The 15,864-nt window shown below is 67.3% G+C and carries 16 protein-coding genes and 1 other RNA gene; 9 read left to right on the top strand and 8 right to left on the bottom strand.

The annotated features are described in order from the left end of the window. Nucleotides 1-81 precede the first annotated feature (81 nt). The 6 genes from ACO2Q5_RS04905 to gatC all read right to left on the bottom strand — a co-directional run bounded on the left by ACO2Q5_RS04905 (nt 82) and on the right by gatC (nt 4,865). Nucleotides 82-1,224 carry a hypothetical protein gene (locus ACO2Q5_RS04905; RefSeq protein ID WP_423288497.1) on the bottom strand — a complete coding sequence of 381 codons (1,143 nt, stop codon included), beginning with the start codon at nt 1,222-1,224 and terminating at the stop codon, nt 82-84. Nucleotides 1,225-1,259: 35 nt separating this feature from the next. Further along, nucleotides 1,260-1,654: RNase P RNA component class A (gene rnpB, locus ACO2Q5_RS04900), an RNA gene on the bottom strand. Between the two features lie 12 nt (nt 1,655-1,666). Continuing rightward, the gene (locus ACO2Q5_RS04895) at nt 1,667-2,335 is read right to left on the bottom strand and encodes an N-acetylmuramoyl-L-alanine amidase (protein ID WP_423288496.1); all 669 of its coding nucleotides are present in this window, start codon (nt 2,333-2,335) and stop codon (nt 1,667-1,669) included. Continuing rightward, nucleotides 2,332-3,036: a hypothetical protein gene (locus ACO2Q5_RS04890; protein ID WP_423288495.1), complete on the bottom strand. Its 705-nt coding sequence runs from the start codon at nt 3,034-3,036 to the stop codon at nt 2,332-2,334. Before ACO2Q5_RS04890 ends, ACO2Q5_RS04895 begins: the two co-directional genes overlap by 4 nt. 66 nt (nt 3,037-3,102) lie before the next feature. Next, nucleotides 3,103-4,581, bottom strand: a complete 1,479-nt coding sequence (gatA, locus tag ACO2Q5_RS04885) for an Asp-tRNA(Asn)/Glu-tRNA(Gln) amidotransferase subunit GatA (protein WP_423288494.1) — start codon at nt 4,579-4,581, stop codon at nt 3,103-3,105. Next, nucleotides 4,578-4,865, bottom strand: coding sequence for an Asp-tRNA(Asn)/Glu-tRNA(Gln) amidotransferase subunit GatC (gene gatC, locus ACO2Q5_RS04880; RefSeq protein ID WP_423288493.1), 288 nt, complete (start codon nt 4,863-4,865; stop codon nt 4,578-4,580). The genes gatA and gatC overlap by 4 nt, the downstream gene beginning before the upstream one ends. Before the next feature lie 250 nt (nt 4,866-5,115). Between gatC and ACO2Q5_RS04875 the strand changes: the two genes are divergently transcribed. Both ACO2Q5_RS04875 and ACO2Q5_RS04870 read left to right on the top strand, forming a co-directional pair. Then, nucleotides 5,116-5,595: a MarR family winged helix-turn-helix transcriptional regulator gene (locus ACO2Q5_RS04875; RefSeq protein WP_423288492.1), complete on the top strand. Its 480-nt coding sequence runs from the start codon at nt 5,116-5,118 to the stop codon at nt 5,593-5,595. A gap of 85 nt (nt 5,596-5,680) precedes the next feature. Continuing rightward, entirely contained in the window at nt 5,681-6,376 is a 696-nt protein-coding gene (locus ACO2Q5_RS04870; RefSeq protein ID WP_423288491.1) for a metal-dependent hydrolase, read from the top strand. Between the two features lie 161 nt (nt 6,377-6,537). Here the strand turns inward: ACO2Q5_RS04870 and ACO2Q5_RS04865 are convergent, their stop codons facing one another. Both ACO2Q5_RS04865 and ACO2Q5_RS04860 read right to left on the bottom strand, forming a co-directional pair. After that, a complete protein-coding gene (locus ACO2Q5_RS04865) occupies nt 6,538-6,900 on the bottom strand; it encodes a hypothetical protein (RefSeq protein ID WP_423288490.1) in 363 nt (120 codons plus the stop codon). 50 nt (nt 6,901-6,950) lie between these two features. Beyond that, entirely contained in the window at nt 6,951-7,451 is a 501-nt protein-coding gene (locus ACO2Q5_RS04860) for a nucleoside deaminase (protein WP_423288489.1), read from the bottom strand. Nucleotides 7,452-7,526: 75 nt separating this feature from the next. Here ACO2Q5_RS04860 and ACO2Q5_RS04855 point away from each other — a divergent pair, with 75 nt between their 5' ends. The 7 genes from ACO2Q5_RS04855 (at nt 7,527) to ACO2Q5_RS04825 (ending at nt 15,707) form a co-directional block, all read left to right on the top strand. Next, nucleotides 7,527-8,873, top strand: coding sequence for a pseudouridine synthase (locus ACO2Q5_RS04855; protein WP_423288488.1), 1,347 nt, complete (start codon nt 7,527-7,529; stop codon nt 8,871-8,873). 217 nt (nt 8,874-9,090) lie between these two features. Continuing rightward, entirely contained in the window at nt 9,091-9,987 is an 897-nt protein-coding gene (locus tag ACO2Q5_RS04850; protein WP_423288487.1) for a 5-bromo-4-chloroindolyl phosphate hydrolysis family protein, read from the top strand. Between the two features lie 8 nt (nt 9,988-9,995). Continuing rightward, nucleotides 9,996-11,174, top strand: coding sequence for a toxic anion resistance protein (locus ACO2Q5_RS04845; protein WP_423288486.1), 1,179 nt, complete (start codon nt 9,996-9,998; stop codon nt 11,172-11,174). Then, nucleotides 11,171-12,118, top strand: coding sequence for a DUF2927 domain-containing protein (locus ACO2Q5_RS04840; protein WP_423288485.1), 948 nt, complete (start codon nt 11,171-11,173; stop codon nt 12,116-12,118). Before ACO2Q5_RS04845 ends, ACO2Q5_RS04840 begins: the two co-directional genes overlap by 4 nt. Before the next feature lie 15 nt (nt 12,119-12,133). Then, nucleotides 12,134-13,234, top strand: a complete 1,101-nt coding sequence (locus ACO2Q5_RS04835) for an SPFH domain-containing protein (RefSeq protein ID WP_423288484.1) — start codon at nt 12,134-12,136, stop codon at nt 13,232-13,234. A 6-nt stretch (nt 13,235-13,240) separates the two neighbouring features. Next, nucleotides 13,241-14,383, top strand: a complete 1,143-nt coding sequence (locus tag ACO2Q5_RS04830; protein WP_423288483.1) for a primosomal protein N' (replication factor Y) - superfamily II helicase — start codon at nt 13,241-13,243, stop codon at nt 14,381-14,383. A gap of 94 nt (nt 14,384-14,477) precedes the next feature. After that, a complete protein-coding gene (locus tag ACO2Q5_RS04825; RefSeq protein ID WP_423288482.1) occupies nt 14,478-15,707 on the top strand; it encodes an MFS transporter in 1,230 nt (409 codons plus the stop codon). The last annotated feature ends 157 nt before the right edge of the window (nt 15,708-15,864 follow it).

Genomic DNA, 15,864 nt, shown 5'->3' with positions numbered 1-15,864 from the left:
GAGAGGCTTTCCGTCAGCGAGACCGGCTTTCCCATGCCGCGCCCGGACCCGGCGGAACCATCGCCGCTCCTCTCGCCCCGCTCAGGGCAGCCCGAACCGGGCGGCACGGCTCTGCTGCCCGCGGAGCAGCCGCTGCCGTTTCCCCCCGAAGCGCAGCCCGAAGGTGCCGCTTCGCCGCCGGACCCGGCCGACATGGTGCCCGTCGCGCCTCCCCCGGCCCAAGCACCTGCCGGGATCGCAGCGCAGGGTGCCGCGGATATCCGCGCTTCGCCAGAAGTTCCGGCCGAAGCGGGACCATCGAATACGGAAGCACCCGCCCCCGCCTCGACCCAGTTGGAGTATCCGGGCGAACCGGACATCCTGCCCAAGGGCGATCCGGGTCGCGATGCGGCGCAGAGGGACGACGGAGAGGAAGAGGACGACCCCCTCCACAGCCCCGAGGCCCTGATCGCGGACCGGGAGGCCGCGCGGAACCTGCAGGTGATTCAGACCCTGCTCACCGAATTCGAGCGGCCCAATATCCTGCTGTCCTCTGAGACACGGCTGGCCGCCCTGCTGCGTCATCCCTCCATGACCGGGCATGAAGGGCTGGTGCGCAAGCGGCTGGCCGGCTGGGTGCGGCGGCATCTGACCTTCACCGGGCAGCGCGACCCGCTCCTGTCCGGCGAGCTGACCCCGGGCCTGCTGCGCCAGCTGGACGCACGGTTTCAGTGGCTGTCCGACTTCCGCGCTTTCCGGCGGGATTTCGGCCCGAATGAGGTGTTGCAGGACCTGATGCTGGAGCGGGTCCACGGCCCCGTCCGCCGCCCCGAGGCGCCGAAACCGCAGAGGGCAGGCTGGCGCGGCACGCTGGAGGCGCTGCGCAGTAGTCCGGTGGCCATAATCATCCTGCTTCTCATGGCATTGGGTGGTCTCGGGCGGCTGCGGGACGAGGCGCTGCGCACAGGCGGCGGCACCTGGCTGATCGACGCTCTTCTGGCCCTGCTGTTCCTGCCCGTGATGGGCGTTGCTGGCTGGGGCGTCATCGGCCTGCTGGAACAAAAGATGCCACGCATGCTGGCCCTCGGGCTGGTCATTCCGTTGTCGCTGTCGTTCGTGATCGGAGTCTTGCCAGACCGGCTGGCTCAGGCACTGCCGGATCACATGCAGGACTGGGCCGCCAATATCGGGGCCGTGTTGATGCTGACGACCATCGCTGCCTATGTCGTCGGGTTCATCACACATGCGGTGCTGGATTGGCGCGCAAGGCGCCGGAAGAAACGCGCGGATGGCCTGTAAGCCGGATTTTGTCCGGGCAATTGCCTGCCCTGGATGACCATTCCTCTAGCCCCGCCCTTGCGGACGGGGTCCAGCTGCCAACCCGGGCCTCTCGGGCTGAAGTTCCCTGCGGCGGTATCCTTTCGGACGCTGCCCCGCGCGAGGCCCCTATTCGGCATTGCTCCGGGCGGGGCTTGCCGTGCCGGTCCGGTTGCCCGTCCCGCGGTGGGCTCTTACCCCACCGTTTCACCCTGACCCCGGCGAACCAGGGCAGACTCTTCTCTGTGGCGCTTTCCCTGGGGTTGCCCCCGCCGGGCGTTACCCGGCACCCTTTCTTCATGGAGTCCGGACTTTCCTCGTGGGGCACAGGTCCCCCCGCGGTCATCCAGCCATCCGCGCGGGGCCGGGCTTAGGCGGTTCCCGTCCCGGCGTCAACGGCCGCCTGCGCGACACGGGCGGCCAATTTCCGGTCCTCGGCGCTGAGCGAACCGTCGCCCCAGGGCCGGAACCGCAGGCGGAAGGCGGTCAGAAGCAGATCATCGGACAGCGCCGGATCATAGCCCGCCCGCAGCAGATGGTCGCGGAAATCCCCCTCGGCTGGCAGGGCGGCGGGCCGCAGCGCCAGCCCCTGCCGCGCCAGACGCCCCCAGTCGAACCGCAGACCGGGGTCGCGCTTGCGCGCAGGCGCCATGTCGGAATGGCCGATCACGCCTGCGGGGGGAATCGACCAGCGCGCCATGATTCCGCGCAGAAGCCCCTCCAGCGCGGCCATCTGCGGCTCGGGGAACGGATGGTCGCCACGGTTGGCCAGTTCAATGCCGATGGACCGGCTGTTCACATCGTCACCGCCCGCCCACCAGCCTGCGCCAGCATGCCAGGCGCGTGCGTCTTCCGGCACCAAGGCCTCGGCCCCGCCATCCTCAGAAATCAGCCAATGCGCCGACACCTCGGCCGCGGGGTCGCACAGCCGCTCGCGCGCCGCGGCGCAGCTGGTCATGGCAGTATAGTGGATCACCACCAGCGAGGGGACGACGCCCCCCCGCCTTTCGCCGAAATTCGGCGAGGGGAATTCTGTCACTGCAGGGCGGTGCGGAACGGGCGCGGGTCCCAGCCGCAGGCGAAACCATCGCCATCGGGGTCCAGCCCCAGACGGTCACGGTCAGGACCGCCGCGCTTCAGGAACTCTGCCTGCGCCAGATCGGGCGAGGCGAATTTGGCGCAGGCCGCGTTCGGGTCCTTCTTGACGAAGCTGGACCGCGAATACATCTGGGTGCCCGGGGTATGGGTGGTGGCCAGCGCATATTCCACGATGTTCGGCCCGGTGTCACCCGGTCGCTGCGGCAGGTCTTTCGGCTGCACCACGACATATTGGGCACGGTTGCGGGCAATCCGCTCGGCATCGCTTTCGATCGTCTCACGGGCGGAGACGGCGCTGAAGTCATTCTCGTCCGAGATTTCCGGGCTGGAATGCGCCACCTCACCCGATTCTTCCTTGATCCCGGCGGGGGCATTGCCACGGGGACGGGTGCCCGTCCCGGCCGCTGCAACCGGCGCAGGGGCGGCGGGGGCCGCCGCGGCGGGCTTGCCCTCGGCCCGGTCGATGGCGGCAGAGGCGGCCGCAGGATCGAAACCGGCAACCGGCGCGGGCGCCGGGGCGGCGGGCGTGTTCATGTAGCTGCCATAGTCCTGAAACCCGACACCTGCCCCGGAATCGGGCACAGAGGGCGCACAGGCGGCAAGCGCAACAAGAGAGAACACGGAAAGGGCGCGGGTCGTCATCACTGCCTCATGCAACACGCGCCCCGACTCATGCCCGAAGGCAGGGGAGCGCCATTTTGCGCGGCCTTACCACCATTTCCCCGGCTTGGAAACAAATCCCGCCGCCCGCTCCAGCACATGGGCGTGATTGAGCAGGTTTGCCTCATCCCAGGGCCGTCCGATCAGCTGCAGCCCCAGGGGCAAGCCCTGCGCGTCCAGCCCCACCGGGACCGAGATGCCCGGCAGACCGGCCAAATTCAGCGTCACGGTGAAGACGTCGTTCAGATACATCTCGACCGGATCGGCCTCGGACACCTCGCCCAGACCGAAGGCGGCGCTTGGCGTGGTCGGGCACAGGATCGCCTCCACCCCGGTGGCAAAGACCTGTTCGAAGTCGCGCTTGATCAGCGCCCGCACCTTGCGCGCCCGGTTGTAATAGGCGTCATAGAATCCGGCCGACAGCACATAGGTGCCGACCATGATCCGGCGCTGCACTTCCTTGCCAAAGCCTTCGGCGCGGGTCTTTTCATACATCTCGGTGATGCCGTCGCCCTGCGCCAGCTTGGCGCGGTGACCATAGCGCACCCCGTCATAACGGGCGAGGTTCGACGACGCCTCGGCGGGCGCGATGACGTAATAGGCGGGCAGCGCGTATTTCGCATGCGGAAGGCTGACCTCACGCACTTCGGCGCCTGCATCGCGCATCATCTCGACCCCGCGGTCCCAGAGGGCCGCGATTTCGGGCGACAGGCCGTCCAGCCGGTATTCCTTCGGAATGCCGATCACCTTGCCGCGGATATCGCCGGTCAGCGCCGCCTCGAAATCCGGAACGGCCAGATCGGCGCTGGTGGAATCCTTCGGGTCATGCCCCGCCATCCCCTGCAACAGGATCGCCGCATCCTGCACCGTCTTGGCCATCGGACCGGCCTGATCCAGCGACGAGGCATAAGCGATGATGCCCCAGCGGCTGACGCGGCCATAGGTCGGCTTGATGCCGACGATGCCGGTAAAGGCCGCGGGCTGGCGGATCGACCCGCCGGTGTCCGTCCCGGTTGCCGCAAGGCAAAGGTCCGCCGCCACCGCCGAGGCCGAGCCGCCGGAGGACCCGCCCGGCGTCAGACGACGATCGTCCACCTTCCACGGGTTGACCGCAGGGCCATAGCAGGAATGTTCGTTGGACGAGCCCATGGCGAATTCGTCCATGTTCAGCTTGCCCAGCATCACTGCCCCTGCCCCGAAGAGTTTCGAGGTAACGGTGGAATCGTATTCCGGGCGGAAGCCGTTCAGGATGTTGGAGGCGGCCTGCGACGGCACCCCCTTGGTGCAGAACAAATCCTTGATGCCCAGGGGGATGCCGCAAAGATCGGGCGCCTCGCCCACGGCCAGCCGCGCATCGGCGGCCCGCGCCTGTTCCAGCGCCAGTTCCGGCGTCTTGTGCACGAAGGCACCCAGAGCATCGGCCGCGTCAATGGCAGTCAGGCAGGACATGGTCAGATCGACCGCGGTGATCTCGCCCTTGCGGAGCGCATCGCGGGCGGCGGCAATGGTCAGGGTATTCGCGGTCATTCCACCACCTTCGGCACGGCAAAGAACCCTTCACGGGCTTCGGGGGCGTTCTTCAGCACCTCGGCCTGAATGCCACCGTCGGTCACGATATCGGCCCGGCGCTTCAGTCGCATCGGCGTGACGGAAACCATCGGCTCCACCCCCTCGACATCCACTTCGTTCAGCTGCTCCATGAAGGTAAGAATACCCGACAGCTGCTGCGCCAGCTCAGGCAGCGCCGCTTCCTCGACCCGGATACGGGCAAGTTTCGCGACCTTCCGCGCGGTATCTGTGTCGATCGACATGGGCCACCCCTGATGGTTTGCCTCCGTTTAGCGGCGGCCCGGCCAGCGTGCAAGCCGCGCAGGCCCCGAATCGCGGCCATCCCTGCGGCGCGCCTCCGCCTCCCGCCCCCTTGGCCACCTTGGGTTGTGGCCGAAACGCTACGAAAAATGTAGGGAACTCAGTGCTACTCATCTGAAAATCCGAACAAAACACATTGCCGATCCCGATATTCCGGCCTAGCCTTGACCAAAGTGCCGAGGTGGTGTGTCAGTGCAGCAGGAAGACCCGACGTCGTTCACCCAAATGCCGTCCAAGGCGCAGATGGACGCTTTGACCATCGTCCGCCTGCGCCAGCTTTCGAATTATCTTTCGCAGTCGTTTTCCCGCAGTCTTGCCGACAGCGGGCTGAACCCGCCGGAGTGGCTGGCGCTGCGGCTGATGCATGAGGCGGGGCAGCTGCCCCCCAGCCAGCTGGCGGAAAGCATGGCCACCTCACGCGGGGCCACATCCAAGCTGACGGAAAAGCTGGTGCGACGCGGCCTTGCGCAACGCGTGCCCAGCGACGGCGACCGCCGGGGCCATGCCCTGCGCCTGACCGCCGAGGGCGAGCGGCTGGCCATCGCGCTGTTCGATCTGGCGCTGTCGCTGGACGACAGCTTTTTCGACCCGCTCGGCGCCGAGGACCGGCACCATCTGCATGGCCTGCTGTCCCGGCTGGTGCGCCACCATCACCGGATCCAGTCCGCCTGAGACTCCCCCGAGCAGCATCTCTGCTGGAAAAACGTCATGCGCCGCCGCTAGACTATGCGCCGCAGACACAGGACGGAGAGCGCGAATGAACATCATCTGGCTTGGCCATTCCGGCTTCCGGATCGAGATCGGACAGGCGGTGCTGCTGGTGGACCCCTGGTTGACCGGCAATCCGATGTTCCCTGCCGCCCGCCGGGACGAGGTGCTGGCCGGCGTGACCCATATCTTGCTGACCCATGCCCATGGCGACCATGCCAGCGATGCGGCCGCCCTCTCGGCCGCGACCGGCGCCCCGGTGGCCTGCATCCATGAAGTCTCGGAATGGCTGAATGCGCAGGGCAGCCAGACCATCGGCTTTGGCAAGGGCGGCACCATCGACTGTGCCGGCGCGGCGGTGACCATGGTGAATGCGACCCATTCCGCCTCGATCGACTTTGGCGACAAAGGGCTTCTGCCTGCGGGATCGGCCGCAGGATTCATGATCGCGGGCGAGGGTCACACGATCTATGTCTCGGGCGACACGGACATCATGGCCGACATGGCCTGGATGGGAGAGTATCACCAACCCGACATCGGCATCCTCAGCTGTGGCGGCCATTACACGATGGATATGGCGCGGGCGGCCTGGGCGGCACGGAAATATTTCAACTTCCGCTGGGTGATCCCCTGCCATTACAAGACCTTCCCGCTGCTGGAACAGACCGCCGACCGGCTGCGCGCGGGCCTGCCCCCGGGCGTTGCCCTGATCGAGCCGGAGGTTCTGGACCCGATCCGGTTCTGATCCCGCAATCGGCCCGGCCTGCCGGACCCGCCGGAGGGGTTTTGCACCCCTCCGGACCTCCCCGCAGGATATTTGGCCCAAGATAAAGGCTGCAAGAGAAGGTTTGAGGGGGGAAGGCCAGTTATGCCGGTCCGCCGCAATAAGGGCCGCAATAAGGATTGTCAGCCCGCCGCGGTCTCGCATTCGGCATTGCCGAATTTCGCCTGACAGGCCTTGGCTGCGCAGGCCTTGATCTGCACGTCGCGGCGGCTCTTGTTCGCATCCACCGTCTCGACCGCGGTATAGGGGATGGCGATGGTCATCATCACATTGGTGCAGTTCGTCACATTTCCGGTGGTGACGCAGGTGCTTTGCCCGGTCGGCCGCTCTTCATAGCGGGTCCGCTCCACCAGTTGCTGCACGTAGTTCGGCGGGATGCGCTTCACCCATTCCGCCTCGCAGATCGACCGCTCGGCCCGGTATTCCGGCGTTCCGCAGGACACCAGCAAAAGGGCGCAGGGGAAAAGCACGGCAGCGGCACGCATCGGAATCTCCATGGATATGCCTTACAGGGAACCCCGCCCCCGGCATGCTGTCAAGTCTGGCCCGGGTCACCATCCGCGCCGCTGTTCCCGCCACGCCGGTCACGGAAAAACTCGCGCAGCAGCGCCTCGGCCGGGAGGGCCGACAGCCCGTCATAAACCTCGGGGCGGTGGTGGCACTGCGGATGGCTGAAGATCCGCGGCCCCACGGCGACGCCCCCCGATTTCGGGTCCGCCGCGCCGTAATAAAGCCGCCCGATCCGCGCGAAAGAGATCACCGCCGCACACATCGGGCAAGGCTCCAGCGTGACATAAAGGTCATGGCCCGGCAGCCGTTCGGAGCCCGCCGCCGCGCAGGCCGCGCGGATGGCCAGCACCTCGGCATGGGCGGTGGGATCGCTCATCTCCCGCGTGCGGTTTCCCGCGCGCGCCACCACCTCTCCGGCCGGAGAGACGATCACCGCGCCCACCGGCACCTCGCCCCGGGCGCCCGCAGCCTGCGCCTCTTCCAGCGCAATCTCCATGAAGGACCGGAAGCCGGATTGCCTCTTCATCTTGGCTCACATACCCTCATGCACCCGGGGCAGGCTGCCGCCGGAGTTTGTCCTTCCGCGCAAAGGTTTCCCCTCATGGCCGACAAATCAACCCCCGAAGGGGAACGCATCGCCAAGGTGCTGTCGCGCCGGGGCATCGCTTCGCGGCGCGAGGCGGAGCGGCTGATCGAAGCGGGAGAGGTGGCCGTCAACGGCAAGGTGATCACCAGCCCGGCGCTGAACGTGACCGAGGCGGACCGCATCACCGTGTCCGGCAAGCCTTTGCCGGAAAAGGAACCGCCGCGGTTGTGGCTCTATTACAAGCCCGAGGGGCTGGTCACCTCGGCCTCGGACGAAAAGGGCCGCGATACCGTGTTCGACCACCTGCCCGAGGATATGCCCCGGGTCATGTCGGTCGGGCGGCTGGACCTCAATTCCGAAGGCCTGCTTCTCCTGACCAATGATGGAGAGCTGAAACGGCGGCTGGAGCTGCCCTCGACCGGCTGGCTGCGGAAATACCGGGTCCGGGTGAACGGCGCACCGGATGACGTGAAGCTGCAACCGCTGCGCGACGGCATCACCGTCGAGGGCGAGCGGTTTCAGCCGATGCAGGTCACGCTGGACCGGGTGCAGGGTGCCAATGCCTGGCTGACCGTGGGCCTGCGCGAGGGCAAAAACCGCGAGATCCGCCGCGCGATGAATGCGCTCGGGCTTTATGTGAACCGGCTGATCCGCGTCTCCTACGGCCCGTTCCGGCTGGGAGAGCTGGAGCCGGGACAGGTGGAGGAGGTGCGCCAGAAAGTGCTGCGCGACCAGCTGGGCGAGGACAAGCCCGAGGGCGAGGGCCGTGCCAAATCTCCGGTCACGCGCAAGCTGGCGCCCCGCCGGACGGGTGAGCGGGAGGGGGCGAAGCCTGCCTCCGGCAAGCCTGCGGCCGGGAAACCTGCCGTGCGGACGGAGGCCAAGACGGCCAGCGCCCGCCCCGCCGCCAAGGGACGCGAAAGCGTCACCCTGCCAAAGCCCGTCCGCCCGGGCGACGGCGTGCGCGCCCTGTCCGCCGCGTGGAAAACCGCGGTGACCCCGCGTCTGGATGCCGAGCCGGAACGTCCCGCCCGGCCCGCCCGCACGCGCAGCACGGAACGGCCGGACGGACCCGCAACCCGCGGCACAACCGCGAAACCCGCGGCAAAGGCTGGCAAGGCCTCGCCGAAGGCCGAGGCGAAAGCCGGGGCAAGGAGCGAAGTCAAGACCGGGCCGAAGGACGAGCCGGGCCGGGGCACGAGACCGCCCGCAAAGCCACGCTCCAAGCCCGCCGAGACTGCCGCTTCCGCCGGAAAGACCGGGGGAAGGCCCGCAACCCGCGGCACGGCCAAGCCCGGCCCGACCTCGCCCGCGGGGGGCCGGTCCCGCCCTGCCCCGCCGCGCGGCCCGCGCAAGAGCTGAGCCCGCACAAAAGCCGAGACGGGGCGCGGCGCAGATTCGCCGACATTCCCCCCTGCGGATGCTGGCAAGCCCGCAGCCCATCCGCTAGGATCATCCTGAACCGAAGTCGAAGCGGAACCGCCCATGTCCGAAACCGGCCTGCGCAACCTCTCGCTCTTCCTCCTCGTCTCGCTGGTGATCTATGTCGCCGGCGCAGGCGGCCTCTGAGGGGGTGGCCATGGCACAGCGTTTCGGCGGCCGCTACAGCCCGCAGGGCAGCGCGACCGGGCCCGCGCCCGTGGCGCCGCCGGTCGTGAAGCCGCGCGGGCGCTGGCGGGCGAATATCCTGTTCCTGTCGGCCTTTGCCTTCCTGTTCCCGGCCTTTGGCGATGCGCCCGATGCCATGCTGCTGGGGCTGGTGGCGGGGGGGCTTCTGGTGCTGGCAGCCTGGCTCTCGCGCGAGGGCATCACCGCCCGCGCCGAGTGGGAGGCGCGCAAGGTCGCCCGCCGCCCCGCCGTGCCGCGCATCCTGCTGGGCGCCATCGCGACTGGCGCCGCGCTGGCCGTGGGCGGGATCGCAGCGCATGGCCTGTCGCTTTACCCGGCGCTTTACGCTCTGGCGGGGGCGGCACTGCACCTTGGCACCTTCGGGCTGGACCCGTTTTCGGACAAGGGGATGGAGGGGGTGGACCGCTTCCAGACCGACCGCGTGGCCCGCGCCGTCGCCGAGGGGGAACAGACCCTTGCCCAGATGAAGGATGCGATCCTGCGGGCGGGCGACCGGGCGCTGGAAACCCGGGTGGACCGCTTCGCCCAAAGTGCCCGCGCGTTGTTCCGCCAGGTCGAAAGTGACCCGGGCGATCTGACCGCGGCGCGCAAATATCTGTCGGTCTATTTGCAGGGTGCGCGGGACGCGACGGCGAAATTCGCCGATCTCTGGGCACAGACCCGTGACGCGAAGGCGCGGGCGGATTACGAATCCCTGCTGACCGATCTGGAAACCACCTTCGCCGACCGGTCGCGTGCGCTTCTGGAAGGCGGCCGCACCGATCTGGACATCGAGATCGGCGTGCTGCGCGACCGGCTGAAATACGAGACCCGTTCCCCCGGCGGCCCCGTGCCGCCCCAAGTGTGAGTTCTGCCATGACCACCGACGCCACCCGCACCGATGCCGAAGCCCTGCTGACCGAGGTCGAGAAGGTCTCGGCCGTGCTGTTGCCGGAACCGGGAACCGAAATCGTGCCCCTGGAGGCCGCGCCCCCCGCCAAGGCGGCCGAGATCGAAAAGCGCATGGCCGAACTGGATCTGTCGAACACCCAGTCGATCATCTCTTTCGGGTCCTCGGCGCAGGCGGAGCTTCAGGTCATCAGCCAGGCGATGCTGACCGATGTGAAGAACAAGGATGCCGGTCCCGCGGGGGACAGCCTGCGCAAGATCGTGACCACGATCCGCGGCTTTTCCACCGAGGAACTGGACCTGCGCCGCGAGGCCAGCTGGTGGGAGCGTCTTCTGGGCAAGGCCGCGCCCTTTGCCGAATTCGTCGCGCAATATGAAGATGTGCAAAGCCAGATCGACCGGATCACCGAGGAGCTTTTGTCCCATGAGACGAAGCTTCTGAAGGATATCAAGTCGCTGGATGTGCTTTATGCCAAGACACTGAATTTCTACGACGAACTGGCGCTGTACATCGCGGCCGGCGAGGCCAAGCTTGCGCAGGTGGATGCCACGGTGATCCCGGCGAAAGAGGCGGAAATCACCGCCGCGGCCGAGAATGACAAGGTGCTGAAGGCGCAGGAGCTGCGCGACCTGCGCGCCGCCCGTGACGATCTGGAACGCCGTGTCCATGACCTGAAGCTGACGCGGCAGGTCACCATGCAGTCGCTGCCCTCGATCCGGCTGGTGCAGGAGAACGACAAGTCGCTGGTCACCAAGATCAACTCGACCCTCGTGAACACCGTGCCGCTGTGGGAAACCCAGCTGGCGCAGGCGGTGACGATCCAGCGGTCCAAGGAAGCCGCCGAAGCCGTGCGCGAGGCCAGCGACCTGACCAACGAACTCTTGGAGGCGAATGCCAAGAACCTGCAGGAGGCCAACCGCACCGTCCGGCAGGAGATGGAGCGCGGCGTCTTTGACATCGACACGGTGAAGAAGGCGAATGAGACGCTGATCGCCACGATCAATGAAAGCCTGGCCATCGCGGATGAGGGCAAGGCCCGCCGTGCCGCGGCCGAGGCGGAGCTGGAAAAGATGGAGGCCGAGTTGCGCGATACGCTGGCATCGGCCCGGGCGCGCACGATTCCGCCCCAAGCGCCGCAGGCATGACACTGTTCCCGCTTCATAAAATCCCGCCCTTGCTGGCCATGACCGCGCTGGCGGCCTGCGTGCAGACACAGGTGGCCATGTCGCCGCGGCCGCAGGCGGCCCCGGCACGGCCGGCCGTGGCCGCTGCCCTGCCCGAGACGACGAAAAGCGCCGCGGCCCGGATCTATTTCGCCGAAGTGCAACGGGCGCTCCTGTCGCAGGGCCTGCTGCGCACCGATGGCGGCGGGCGCGACACGCCGTTCAATGCCCGGATGCTGGCCGAGAATTTCGTCCGCATCGCCCTTTATGACGAATACGGCCGCGACGGGGCGGGCTTTGTCCGGGGCGAGGTGCCTTCGATCCTGCGCCGGTGGGAAACCCCGGTGAAGGTGCAGCTGTTCTTCGGCGCCTCGGTCCCTGCCGAGCGCAAGGCGACCGACCGGGCACGGATTTCCTCTTATCTGGCCCGGCTGTCGGCGGCCACCGGCCATCCGATCAGCCTTGTGGACAGCGGCGGCAATTTCAGCGTGCATATCGTGTCCGAGGACGAGCGCGAGGCGCTTGGCCCGGCGCTGCGATCGGAATTGCCCGGCCTGTCGGCGCAGGACATTTCCGATGTGACCGCCATGCCTCGGACGACCTATTGCATGGTCTATGCGCTGTCGCCCGGCAATACCGGCACCTACACCCGTGCGGTGGCGGTGATCCGGGCCGAACATCCGGACCTGCTGCGCCAGTCCTGTTTCCACGAGGAAATCGCCCAAGGGCTGGGTCTGGCAAACGATTCCCCGCGGGCGCGTCCCTCGATCTTCAACGATGATGAGGAATTCGCCCTCTTGACGAAGATGGACGAGTTGCTGCTGAAAATCCTGTATGATCCGGCCCTGCGCCCCGGGATGACCGTGGACGAGGCGAAGCCGGTCGTCGAAACGATTGCCCGCCGCCTGATGGGCGGCGAGTCCTGAACGAAGGGGCGGAACATGGTCTTCGATTTCCTCAAGGGCGAATTCATCGATGTCATCTCCTGGCTGGATGACACGCGCGACACGATGGTCTGGCGGTTCGAACGCCGCGGACAGGCGATCAAGATGGGCGCCAAGCTGACGGTCCGCGAGGGACAGGCGGCGGTCTTCATCCACGAAGGCCAGCTGGCCGATGTCTTCGGCCCGGGTCTCTACATGCTGGAGACCAACAACATGCCGATCATGACCACGCTGCAGCACTGGGATCACGGCTTCCAGTCGCCCTTCAAGTCCGAGGTCTATTTCGTCAACACCACCCGCTTCAATGACCAGAAATGGGGCACCAAGAACCCGGTCATGGCACGCGACCCGGAATTCGGCCCGGTGCGGCTGCGCGCCTTCGGCACCTATTCGATGCGCGTCACCGATCCGGGGCTGTTCATCAAGGAAATCGTCGGCACGGACGGAGAGTTCACGACCGACGAAGTGTCGATGCAGATCCGAAACATGATCGTGCAGCAGGCCAGTCAGGTGCTGGCCGGATCGGGCATTCCCGTGCTGGACATGGCGGCCAATACTGAACAGCTGGGCGGGATCATCGCCAAGGCCATCGCCCCCAAGGTGGCCGAATACGGCCTGTCGATCCCGGAATTCTATGTGGAGAACATCAGCCTGCCCGAAGAGGTGGAAAAGGCGATGGACAAGCGCACCTCGATGGGGGTGGTGGGCGATCTGAACAAATACATGCAGTTCAACGCGGCCGAAGCCATGGGCAATCCGGCCAGCGGTGCCGGTTCTGCCATGGCGACGGGGGCCGGAATGGCCATGGGGATGGGCATGGCCCAGAATATGGGACCGTGGGGCGCCGCCCCGGCGGCAGCCGCCGCCTCTGCCCCGCCACCGCCGCCGCCTCCTGCGGGCAAGGAATGGCATCTGGCCGAGAATGGCACGACCAAGGGGCCCTTCGCCGAAAGTGATCTGCGCGGCATGATCGGCGCGGGCGCGCTGACCCGGGCCAGCATGGTCTGGTCCGCCGGGATGGAGGGCTGGAAGCCTGCGGGTGAAACCGAGTTGTCGAAGCTCTTCGCCATGGTCCCTCCGCCGCCGCCCGCGCCCTGAGCCATCATGGCAGACCCCGCCGAATACCGCTGGCCCTGCGCGCAATGCGGCGCGCAGCTGCGCTTCAGCCCCGGCCAGACCCGTCTGGTCTGCGATCATTGCGGCCATGTGCAGGACCTGCCGCAGACCGATGACCGCAGCACCGCCCTTGCCCTGCGCGAGCATGACCTTGCCGCCGGGTTGCGCGACGATCTGCCCCGCGGCGCCATGGAAGAGGTGCGGACCACCCGCTGCACCTCCTGCGGGGCGCTGATCGAATTTCAGGGCGCCGACCATGCCACCGAATGCCCGTTCTGCGCCTCTCCCGTGGCGGTGGATACCGGCGCCACACGGCAGATAAAGCCGCAGGCACTGATCCCCTTCGTGCATGACGAACGCTCGGCCCGCGCGCAGCTGGTCAACTGGCTGGGCAGCCTGTGGTTCGCCCCGTCTAAACTGCTGGACTATACCCGCAAGGGCCGCGCCATGGCGGGGATCTATGTCCCCTACTGGACCTTCGATGCCGACACCCGGTCGCGCTATACCGGCGAGCGCGGCACCGCCTATTACGAGACGCGGACCGTCACGGTGAACGTGAACGGCAAGACCGAACGGCGGCAGGAACAGGTGCGCAAGATCCGCTGGACCGCAGCGCGCGGCACGGTTTCACGCGATTTCGACGATGTGCTGGTCCTTGCCTCGACCAGCCTGCCGCAGGCCATGTCCGACCGGCTGGAGCCCTGGGATCTCTCGGCGCTGGTGCCCTATTCGGCGGATTACATGGCCGGCTTCACGGCCGAGGGCTATACCGTCGCGCTGGCCGACGGCGACGGCATCGCCCGGCAGAAGATGGCCGCAGTGATCGTGCAGGACGTGCGCCGCGACATCGGCGGTGACGAACAGAGGGTACATTCCGTCGACACCGATTATTCGGACCAGACCTTCAAGCATATCCTCCTGCCGATCTGGAGCGCGGCCTACAAATACAACGGCAAGACCTACCGCTTCCTCGTGAACGGCCAGACCGGAGAGGTGCAGGGTGAACGCCCGTGGTCGGTTTGGAAGATCGCCTTTGCCGTGGTGCTGGCCGTGGCAGTGGCGGCCGGGGGCTATTACGTCGCAGACCGCGCGGGGCTTCTGGACAATGTCTCGGTCCGGATCGGCAACTGATCCCCTGCCTGCGGCCACTTGACGCGGGCCGGGGCCGGGTCCAGAACGGCGCCGCCGCCGGTCGTCATGGCGGTGCCGCCCCGGACCCCATCAGATGACTGTCGCCTCCGCTGCCGCGGATGATCACGTCCTGTCGAACCGCAACTACCGGCATTTTCTTGCCTCGCGCACCTGTTCCTCGCTGGGGTTCCAGTCGCTGACGGTGGCGCTTGGCTGGATGATCTACGATCTGACCGGAAGCGCCTGGATGCTGGGCTGGATCGGGTTCTTCCAGTTCCTGCCGATGCTGGTGCTGACCTTCGTGGTCGGCACCGTGGCCGACCGCTACGACCGCCGCCGCATCGGTCTGGTCTGCCAATGGGTCGAAGGGGCAACCGTGCTGGTCCTTGGCCTGCTGGTCTGGAACGGCGCCCTGAGCGCAACGGGCATCCTGATGGCCGTCACCGTCCTTGGTGCCGCGCAGGCGTTTGAGCGGCCGACCATGGCCTCGCTGGTGCCCGGGATCGTCGGCCCCGCCATGCTGCAGCGGGCCATCGCCACCTCCACCTCCTTCATGCAGACCGCGCTGATCGTGGGGCCGTCAATGGGCGGCATCCTTTATGGCTTTGGCGAGATCGTGCCCTTTGCCGCCTCTTTCCTGCTGTTTCTGGCCGCGGGCCTCAGCGTGGCCACCATCCGCCTGATTGCCCCGCCCGCCGCACGGATGCCGGTCACGCTGAGGAATGTCTTTGCCGGCGTGGCCTTTATCCGCCGCACGCCGGCGGTGCTGGGCATGATCTCGCTGGATCTCTTCGCCGTCCTTCTGGGCGGCGCCACCGCGCTGTTGCCGATCTATGCCAGCGATATTCTGGAGGCCGGGCCCTTCGGCCTTGGCCTGCTGCGCGCCTCGCCCGCCATCGGCGCGCTGAGCATGTCGCTCTATCTCTCGCGCCGCCCGATCACCCGTGGCGCGGGGCGCAAGATGTTTGCCGCAGTGGCCGTCTTCGGGCTGGCCACGCTGGTCTTTGCCCTCTCCACCCATGTCTGGCTGTCGATCCTTGCGCTGTTCATCGTCGGCGCCTCGGACAATATCAGCGTGGTCGTCCGGTCCTCGCTGGTGCAGCTGATGACCCCGGACGAGATGCGCGGCCGCGTCAACGCGGTGAACAGCCTGTTCATCGGCACCTCCAACCAGCTGGGCGAATTCGAAAGCGGGATGGTGGCGGGCCTGTTCGGCCCGGTCGTCGCCGGGGTGATCGGTGGGCTTGGCACCTTGGCCGTGGTGGGCATCTGGATGACCGCCTTTCCCGTCCTGCGCCGGATCGAACGGCTGGACGGTCGCTGATCGGCCCGCGCGCCCGGACGATCCTTTGCCTCTGCTGCCGCTTTCATACTGGTGCAAATATCCCGGGGGGGCCGAAGGCGGGGGGCAGCGCCCCCCTCCGCCGCTTCCGCAGGCGCGGATCCGCCATTCCCGTTGACTCCCGCCCGCCCCGCCCCCA

The organism is Neotabrizicola sp. VNH66, from assembly GCF_049445895.1.
Classification (GTDB): domain Bacteria; phylum Pseudomonadota; class Alphaproteobacteria; order Rhodobacterales; family Rhodobacteraceae; genus Pseudogemmobacter.
Note: the sequence above shows the minus strand (reverse complement) of the source record. Positions and strands in the feature narration are given on the sequence as shown.

What these genes read in the sequence shown, in the direction of transcription:
- ACO2Q5_RS04860 (WP_423288489.1), bottom strand. Translation starts at nt 7,451, where the DNA reads ATGAAGAGGCAATCCGGCTTCCGGTCCTTCATGGAGATTGCGCTGGAA.
- ACO2Q5_RS04870 (WP_423288491.1), top strand. Translation starts at nt 5,681, where the DNA reads ATGAACATCATCTGGCTTGGCCATTCCGGCTTCCGGATCGAGATCGGA.
- ACO2Q5_RS04850 (WP_423288487.1), top strand. Translation starts at nt 9,091, where the DNA reads ATGGCACAGCGTTTCGGCGGCCGCTACAGCCCGCAGGGCAGCGCGACC.
- ACO2Q5_RS04825 (WP_423288482.1), top strand. Translation starts at nt 14,478, where the DNA reads ATGACTGTCGCCTCCGCTGCCGCGGATGATCACGTCCTGTCGAACCGC.
- ACO2Q5_RS04890 (WP_423288495.1), bottom strand. Translation starts at nt 3,036, where the DNA reads ATGACGACCCGCGCCCTTTCCGTGTTCTCTCTTGTTGCGCTTGCCGCC.
- ACO2Q5_RS04840 (WP_423288485.1), top strand. Translation starts at nt 11,171, where the DNA reads ATGACACTGTTCCCGCTTCATAAAATCCCGCCCTTGCTGGCCATGACC.
- gatC (WP_423288493.1), bottom strand. Translation starts at nt 4,865, where the DNA reads ATGTCGATCGACACAGATACCGCGCGGAAGGTCGCGAAACTTGCCCGT.
- ACO2Q5_RS04865 (WP_423288490.1), bottom strand. Translation starts at nt 6,900, where the DNA reads ATGCGTGCCGCTGCCGTGCTTTTCCCCTGCGCCCTTTTGCTGGTGTCC.
- ACO2Q5_RS04905 (WP_423288497.1), bottom strand. Translation starts at nt 1,224, where the DNA reads ATGTGTGATGAACCCGACGACATAGGCAGCGATGGTCGTCAGCATCAA.
- ACO2Q5_RS04845 (WP_423288486.1), top strand. Translation starts at nt 9,996, where the DNA reads ATGACCACCGACGCCACCCGCACCGATGCCGAAGCCCTGCTGACCGAG.
- ACO2Q5_RS04855 (WP_423288488.1), top strand. Translation starts at nt 7,527, where the DNA reads ATGGCCGACAAATCAACCCCCGAAGGGGAACGCATCGCCAAGGTGCTG.
- gatA (WP_423288494.1), bottom strand. Translation starts at nt 4,581, where the DNA reads ATGACCGCGAATACCCTGACCATTGCCGCCGCCCGCGATGCGCTCCGC.
- ACO2Q5_RS04830 (WP_423288483.1), top strand. Translation starts at nt 13,241, where the DNA reads ATGGCAGACCCCGCCGAATACCGCTGGCCCTGCGCGCAATGCGGCGCG.
- ACO2Q5_RS04835 (WP_423288484.1), top strand. Translation starts at nt 12,134, where the DNA reads ATGGTCTTCGATTTCCTCAAGGGCGAATTCATCGATGTCATCTCCTGG.